Genomic DNA, 6,645 nt, shown 5'->3' on the forward strand with positions numbered 1-6,645 from the left:
AATTGAAACACTGCGCGGTTCTGGCGTCTTTTTTGGACAAAGTGTTATCATAACCCACTGACCACTGGGTGCATCATCAAGAGCTGAGGCATTATGTCTGAGACTGGCAATGTCAGTTATCTAATTGAAAATAAAATAATCTTCACGCCAGGCACACAGTGTCTGACGCGGGTAGACCATCCCGAGCAGCAGATAAAACTTAAACACTCGGCATCACTATGTCTTTTATTACTTATTCAACATCGCGGAAAGGTTGTCTCACAGAACGAATTGCTGGAGTTTGGCTGGGGTAGCAATCATCGCCAGGTCAGCTTCAATGCCTTTTATCAGAGCATCCTGTCTTTACGCAAAAGCCTGCTGCAACTGGAACTGGAGCAAACGTTCATCACAACGATACCCCGCAAGGGACTGATTATTAACGAAGAGTTTGAAATCCTGGAGATTGCAACACCGGAGAGTGTCCCTTTAGCCATTGACATACCGGTAGCACCTGAGTCTGACTTAACCCCAGAAGCGGGTATAGAGGCGTTGCTGGCGGGGACACCACGTAAACCACGGGTAACGACCACTGAAATGATAATGATGGTGCTGACACTGATAATCTGCGTTCTGATCGTATTCCCGTGGAAAAGCAGTGATGATTATTTTTCCGGTTATATTGCTGCGCCACAAGTATCAACTGACTGTCAGTATTATTTTAATAACGATGCCAGCAATTTCTCCCGGCATACTGCGTTTATCGACAAAAATCCTGCGTTGTGTCAGGCCAATAAATTTATCTATATCACGACCTATCCGGAATCAAAAAAATTGTCGGTGCTATTGTGCCGCTCGCCGATGAAAGGCGAACAAGAAAACGCGTGTCAGTCTGTCTATTACCCACGGTATGATAGCTAATGAATTTACTTCCTCGCACTCCCCGCTTCCGTATCCAGACGGGTATAATCCTGATGCTTTGCCTTTGCGTAATTGCGATTGCCAGCATCTGGCGGCTCGGCAATAATCATAATCACCTGCATAATCTTTCCTGCCGGGCAGCCATTGATATCGTGCGTAATACCGCCTCATTTAAGGGGATCATTGATATCAAAAGCGGTGATACTAAAGGTATTGTGAATATTGATGGCATTATTAGTGACGCCGCTAATAATGAACAGACTGTACAACGCATGGTGCTCTTTACACACTCCAGTTACGGCACCAGTCCGGTATGGGTCTCACAGAAAATTCATGTATCAAACCGTGAAACGGCTCCCGCCAGTTTAATCCAGCAGATCCTGCCCGATTTCTTTCTGACCAACACCAGCGTCTCGAATGTCGATCTTTTCGCACTGAACAGAGATACCTATCTGATTACCAAAGAAGGGATCCCCTACCTGTACTGCCAGAATTATGCGCTGCCGGAAAATGAGTAATCGCCAGGCATTCTGGCGGTACAACCGACGGATGAATCTCAGTGGTTGATGGAGTATCTCCAAGCCTGTAGACAAATCTCCCCTATAAATACCTGTTAAACCTGCGGCGATTCAGTACACGGGAAGACACCACGCAAATCCAAGCTGGAAGGTTATCTCAGTCTGATGGCATCAGCGTTGCACTGCACCCGGCATTCACCACAGCCAGTACAGCGCTCGCTGTCCAGCACAGGGATCCCCGCCGCGCCGATGGTACAGGCTTGTTCTGGGCATGCCTCGATACACTGGTTGCACGGACGTAATGGGTTAATGCAGGCAGCACTGAACGTCGGGCGCAGACCGGTATTAAAGCGCGTCTGTACACGCAGCGCATCGCTCTGACATGCGGTGATGCACAAGCCACAGCCATCGCAACTGGCATACTCAATTGCCAGTTGTGGGTAGCCGTCTTCATGATGGGTAAGAATTCCCATTTGGCAGGCATCAATACACTGGTTACAGCGAGTACATTGTGCGATGAACTGTGCGGCAGGCACAGCGCCCGGCGGAAGCGGGTGTGCCAATTGAGATACCGGCAACGTCGGTGCTGTGTGTTTTGCCGCACTGACAAACGCACGAAACAGCCCACGTCGACTAACATGTCGATGCGTCATCAGCGCCTGATAATATTTCTCTGACTTGTTCATCCGAAGTACAGCCGTTTCACCGCAGGTTGCAATGCACGCTGCTGTTCCATCTCCTGCAGAAAACTCGCGGTTACGGTGGCAAGACGTGCATAGAACGGGCTCACAGCACTGTCCTGCACTCGTTCCAGATAGCGATATCCCCACGGTAGCAGATGCACCTCGAATAACTGATTCACCGCCGCATCTTTACCGGCCTCCAGCAGCGCGCTACTGGCTAACAGCATCAGGCCAAACTGATCTTCGGGTTCGCTCTGGTGCGAATCAAACGCCATTCCCTGCGACTGTAAAAACGCGCGGTATTCCGCAGTAGTATCGCCCATCAGCAGATTATCGCGTTCCAGCCAAACGGAACCCCATGGCGGGGCGGGCATATCCCCCTGCCCTTCGAACAGCACGGAAAATTGCCACGCCAGGTCATCAGCATCCGGCAACGGCCAGTCTGCACATAGCCTGGTCATCTGCGCCGGATCGCGCCATGGGTACAGATCGGACAGCGCGGGTAGGCAGTCGAACAGCGCTTTCACCTCCGGTCGCCCGGGAGGATAGTAAAACAGCGCACCAAGGATCCTCGGTAATACAGCACTGGATGGCATAGTGGAAACTCCTGAAAAAGTGCCTGATGGCGGTTAATGTTCGTCCAGACGTCGGGGCCGGACACGCGGTCCGGCCCATGAGACTTACATCGGTAACGTCCACAGATTGTAGAACGCAATCCTGCCCACTAGCTCAGCCACGATGACGACCACGGCGGTCATCACCAGAACGGTGACACTGGACTTCAGTCGCGAGGTCACCACCCCAACAATGCCCACAGCCAGCAGCGCAGCCTGTGCGGTAAACCAACTGGTTTGCGCCGTCGTTAACGCGCCGTCTGCACTCATCAGTGTCGACACATACCCCGGACGCAGACAGAAGCTGGCAAGGATCGCCAGCACGCTGACCAGCAGGCCCAGACGCAACCCGAACAGGCCGGCCAGTATGCCGCCGCCAATCAGCGGCGTCAGCACCATCATCACCGTCGTATATGAGGTGCGCCAGGTGACCACCGTCGGCAGCTGGTAGATTTGCGGGATCGCAAGTATAAAGACCACGCCCACCACCGCAGCCAACCACACCAGCGCTTTACACAGCGCGGTCGCGCCACGGTTAAGCAGCAGACCGAGAGAGCCCAGCCCGCCGAGCGTGGCAAACACTGCCGACAGTACAATTTCGTTACTCATCGGCGAATGCCCCACGCGCAGCAGCATATTCAGCGCACGCAGCGGTTGTCCAACGTGGATAATCCCCAGCAGTACCCCAACCCCAAACAGGCACATAACGGAGAACAGGCCGACGGTCATCCGTCGCGCCTCAATCTGCCCCAGAGTGCCGCCAATCAGCAGCAGAATAAATGCGCCGACTGCGCTTTGGGTAAAGACGGTAAAAAAGACCAGTGGTAACTCATGCATGCCGCACCTCCCCCATGTTCATAATGGCTCCCTCCTTGTCACCCGTAGGTCTCGCCTTCGGATGCGGCTTAATGATGAGGTTAGGATGGGTAAACGACGCGGCGGGCAGCGGCGCAATTTCGTTCTCGGTGCCGTACTTGGCGCGCAGTTCATCGATTGGGCCGAAATCCAGCGCTCTCTGCGGACAAGAATCCACACAGATTGGACGCAAATTTTGCTCCAACCGGTCGAGACAGCCGTCGCATTTGCGCATGACTTTGGCGTTAGCATCAAACTGCGGTGCGCCATACGGGCAACGCATTTCACAATAACGGCAACCGACGCAGACACTGTCATCGACCAGCACCAGACCGTCTTGTTCACGTTTATGCATCGCGCCGGTCGGGCAGCCTGATACGCAGACCGGCTCATCACAGTGGTTACAAGCGATAGAGAGGTAGTACGTAAAGGTGTCGTTGTGCCAGCTTTCCCCTTCTTTCACCCAGCTTCCGCCACCGTATTCATAGACCCGACGGAATTTCGGACCGACGTCAAGATCTTTATTATCCTTACAGCTGACCTGGCAGGTTTTACAGCCTGAGCAGCGCGAGGAGTCAACATAAAAGCCATACTGTTTCATTGTAGATCACTCCTTAAGCGCGTTTGATTTCAACCAGGTTGGTGTGTTGTGGGTTTCCTTTCGCCAGCGGCGACGGCAGATGACTGGTCAGGGTGTTGATGCACCCGCCAACGTCTACACCGTTGCTGTCCAGTCGGGTCCACGCCCCCTGTGGCATCGCCACCACACCAGGGAGAATGCGCTGAGTCACCTTGCAGGGAATCGCCACCACGCCGCGATCGTTGAACACATGCACCAGATCGCCGGAGTTCAGCTGTCGCGCACTGGCATCTATTGGGTTGATCCACACTTCATCAGGTACCGCTTCATGCAGCATCAGTACGTTGGTATAGGTTGAGTGGGTATGACCTTTGGTGTGAAAACCGCTCAACTGCAGCGGATACTTCGTGGTCAGCGCTTTGTTCAGATGCGACTCCGTCACAGCACAGAACTCCGGTACCGCCGGGATACGATCGCCCTCCGGTAGCGTCCACGCTTTTGCGAGATCGGCAAGCGCCTGCGAATAAATCTCAATCTTGCCAGACGGCGTGGTCAGCGGGTTCGCCACAGCATCAGCACGGAAGTCAGCAAACGCCAGGCTCTGTTTGTCTGTCGCGATACGTTGGTCGATGACCCCCATCTCTTTTGCCACTGGCCATTCCGGCAGGTACGGACGTTTTTCGCGGATCTGCTGATAGTGCATCTCTGCCCACTGCGCCTGTGTCCGCCCTTCGGTGTACTGCTCACGCAGCCCCAGATGCCCAGCAATATCGGCACAGATATCGTAGGTGCTACGCACTTCCCACATCGGCGTGACCGTTTTCTGTATGGCGATCATGTAGTTGTGAGAGCCCGCAGCATAGGAACTGTCCACCAGATCTTCCGCTTCGAGATAGCTGGTTTCAGGCAGTAAGAGATCGGCGTACTTCGCGCTCGGCGTCATGTGGTTTTCAATGACGACAATGGTTTCGCACAAGTTTTCATCCGCGAGAATTTTGCGCGTACGGTTGGTTTCACCGTGTTGGTTCAACAGCGCATTACCGGCCTGGTTGAAGAACAGCTTGATGCCGGTTTTCAGTTTATCCGCCCCCTTCACGCCCATCGTGGTAGCCGTCATGATTTCCGGACGCTGAATCGCATCCGTCCAGAGATAGCAAGGAATAGAGGTTTTGATCGGGTTGGTCAAAATCGGTAGCAGCGGCACACCGTACGGGGTGCCATAAGGCCAGTTACCGTTGTTAGTTCCCGGCAGGCCAAAGTGGCCCGTCAGCGCAGGTAGCGTCTGAATGGCGCGCACGGTTTGCTCACCGTTGGCATGACGCTGCGGTCCCCAACCCTGACAAATGTAACAGGCGCGTGCCGAGGCGATCTCACGCGCCAGTTGCCGAATACGCGTCGCTGGAATACCAGAGATCTCAGCCGCCCACTCCGGCGTTTTAGCGATGCCGTCATCGCCCTTACCAATCACGTAGTCTTTATAGCTGGCATTAGGCGCAGCGCCTTCAGGCAGGGTGCTGCTGTCATAACCTACACAGTACTTATTCACCTCAGTTTCATTAATCAACTGTTCGGTAATCAACGTGTGCGCGATACCCGCCACCAGCGCGGCATCGGTCGTCGGGCGAATCGGCAGCCATTCGGCATGCTCGGTAACCACCGAGTCGGTATAACGCGGATCGATAATGATCACCCGCGCCTTTGAGGCTTCCAGCGCGCGGCGTAACTCTTCCACCTGTCCGCCACCAGACATGCGCGTTTCTGACAAATTCAGACCAAATAGCACCACCAGATCGGAATGAGCAATTTGCGTAAAGTGGCTCCCGACATACACGCCGTGGGTGTAGGGCGTTGCAGTGGCAATTTGCGCCGTGGAATAGGTATTATGATAATTTAAATAGCCGCCGGTAAGATTTAACAAGCGTTTCCAGGCAGGCGTACCCTGAGTATGATAATAAGCGCCAGATTGATAATTATAATAAATCGCCTCACGGCCATATTTTTCCGTCACGCGTTTTAATTCTGCAGCGATAAATGCTGTCGCTTCATCCCAGGAAATACGCTTGAATTTCCCTTCACCGCGTTTTCCTACGCGTTTCATCGGATATTTAATCCGGTCTGGGCTATATACCCGCCAGCGACTGGAGCGTCCGCGTAAACACGGACGAATCTGGTGCTCACCAAATATCGTATCGTCTTTTGCGTCTTCCGGTTCAATACGCACAATACGATCATCTTTAACGATCACTTTAAGCGGGCAACGACTGCCGCAGTTAACCAGGCAGGCACTATGGCGAACGGTTTCACCATTGCCGCCTTGCGTTGGCGCAGCGATCCTTTCAGCCTGTGCGGTAGCGGAGAAAGGCAACGTAATTGCGTTACTGAGCGCAACGGCAGCCCCTATTTTCGCAGTGCCAGTTACCGCATCCCGTCGGGACAGCGTTGTATTTAACCACTCTTTTATTTCCATCTTTTTTATTTCCCTACATTGCATCCATATT

Annotated in this window: 7 protein-coding genes; 2 read left to right on the forward strand and 5 right to left on the reverse strand. The window is 53.4% G+C overall.

Annotation, left to right across the window (positions count from 1 at the left end; genetic code table 11):
• Positions 1–93 precede the first annotated feature (93 nt).
• Complete coding sequence (locus NNO02_RS22125) at positions 94–897, forward strand: winged helix-turn-helix domain-containing protein (RefSeq protein WP_271455757.1); 804 nt, start codon at positions 94–96, stop codon at positions 895–897.
• Positions 897–1,415 carry a hypothetical protein gene (locus NNO02_RS22130; RefSeq protein WP_271449534.1) on the forward strand — a complete coding sequence of 173 codons (519 nt, stop codon included), beginning with the start codon at positions 897–899 and terminating at the stop codon, positions 1,413–1,415. The genes NNO02_RS22125 and NNO02_RS22130 overlap by 1 nt, the downstream gene beginning before the upstream one ends.
• 152 nt (positions 1,416–1,567) lie before the next feature.
• Here the strand turns inward: NNO02_RS22130 and NNO02_RS22135 are convergent, their stop codons facing one another.
• From NNO02_RS22135 to NNO02_RS22155, 5 genes are all read right to left on the reverse strand, one after another.
• Positions 1,568–2,101 (reverse strand): 4Fe-4S binding protein, encoded by a 534-nt coding sequence (locus NNO02_RS22135; protein ID WP_271455758.1) that lies wholly within the window; start codon positions 2,099–2,101, stop codon positions 1,568–1,570.
• Positions 2,098–2,694 carry a TorD/DmsD family molecular chaperone gene (locus NNO02_RS22140; protein ID WP_271455759.1) on the reverse strand — a complete coding sequence of 199 codons (597 nt, stop codon included), beginning with the start codon at positions 2,692–2,694 and terminating at the stop codon, positions 2,098–2,100. The genes NNO02_RS22135 and NNO02_RS22140 overlap by 4 nt, the downstream gene beginning before the upstream one ends.
• Positions 2,695–2,778: 84 nt before the next feature.
• Complete coding sequence (locus tag NNO02_RS22145) at positions 2,779–3,549, reverse strand: dimethyl sulfoxide reductase anchor subunit family protein (protein WP_271455760.1); 771 nt, start codon at positions 3,547–3,549, stop codon at positions 2,779–2,781.
• Positions 3,542–4,168: a DMSO/selenate family reductase complex B subunit gene (locus NNO02_RS22150; RefSeq protein WP_271455761.1), complete on the reverse strand. Its 627-nt coding sequence runs from the start codon at positions 4,166–4,168 to the stop codon at positions 3,542–3,544. The genes NNO02_RS22145 and NNO02_RS22150 overlap by 8 nt, the downstream gene beginning before the upstream one ends.
• A gap of 13 nt (positions 4,169–4,181) precedes the next feature.
• The gene (locus tag NNO02_RS22155) at positions 4,182–6,614 is read right to left on the reverse strand and encodes a DMSO/selenate family reductase complex A subunit (protein ID WP_271455762.1); all 2,433 of its coding nucleotides are present in this window, start codon (positions 6,612–6,614) and stop codon (positions 4,182–4,184) included.
• Positions 6,615–6,645: the final 31 nt, after the last annotated feature.

Origin of the sequence: Citrobacter sp. Awk 2, assembly GCF_028069815.1 — a bacterium.
In the GTDB taxonomy this organism is placed as follows: Bacteria; Pseudomonadota; Gammaproteobacteria; order Enterobacterales; family Enterobacteriaceae; genus Citrobacter.

What these genes read in the sequence shown, in the direction of transcription:
- NNO02_RS22155 (WP_271455762.1), bottom strand. Translation starts at nt 6,614, where the DNA reads ATGGAAATAAAAGAGTGGTTAAATACAACGCTGTCCCGACGGGATGCG.
- NNO02_RS22140 (WP_271455759.1), bottom strand. Translation starts at nt 2,694, where the DNA reads ATGCCATCCAGTGCTGTATTACCGAGGATCCTTGGTGCGCTGTTTTAC.
- NNO02_RS22150 (WP_271455761.1), bottom strand. Translation starts at nt 4,168, where the DNA reads ATGAAACAGTATGGCTTTTATGTTGACTCCTCGCGCTGCTCAGGCTGT.
- NNO02_RS22145 (WP_271455760.1), bottom strand. Translation starts at nt 3,549, where the DNA reads ATGCATGAGTTACCACTGGTCTTTTTTACCGTCTTTACCCAAAGCGCA.
- NNO02_RS22130 (WP_271449534.1), top strand. Translation starts at nt 897, where the DNA reads ATGAATTTACTTCCTCGCACTCCCCGCTTCCGTATCCAGACGGGTATA.
- NNO02_RS22135 (WP_271455758.1), bottom strand. Translation starts at nt 2,101, where the DNA reads ATGAACAAGTCAGAGAAATATTATCAGGCGCTGATGACGCATCGACAT.
- NNO02_RS22125 (WP_271455757.1), top strand. Translation starts at nt 94, where the DNA reads ATGTCTGAGACTGGCAATGTCAGTTATCTAATTGAAAATAAAATAATC.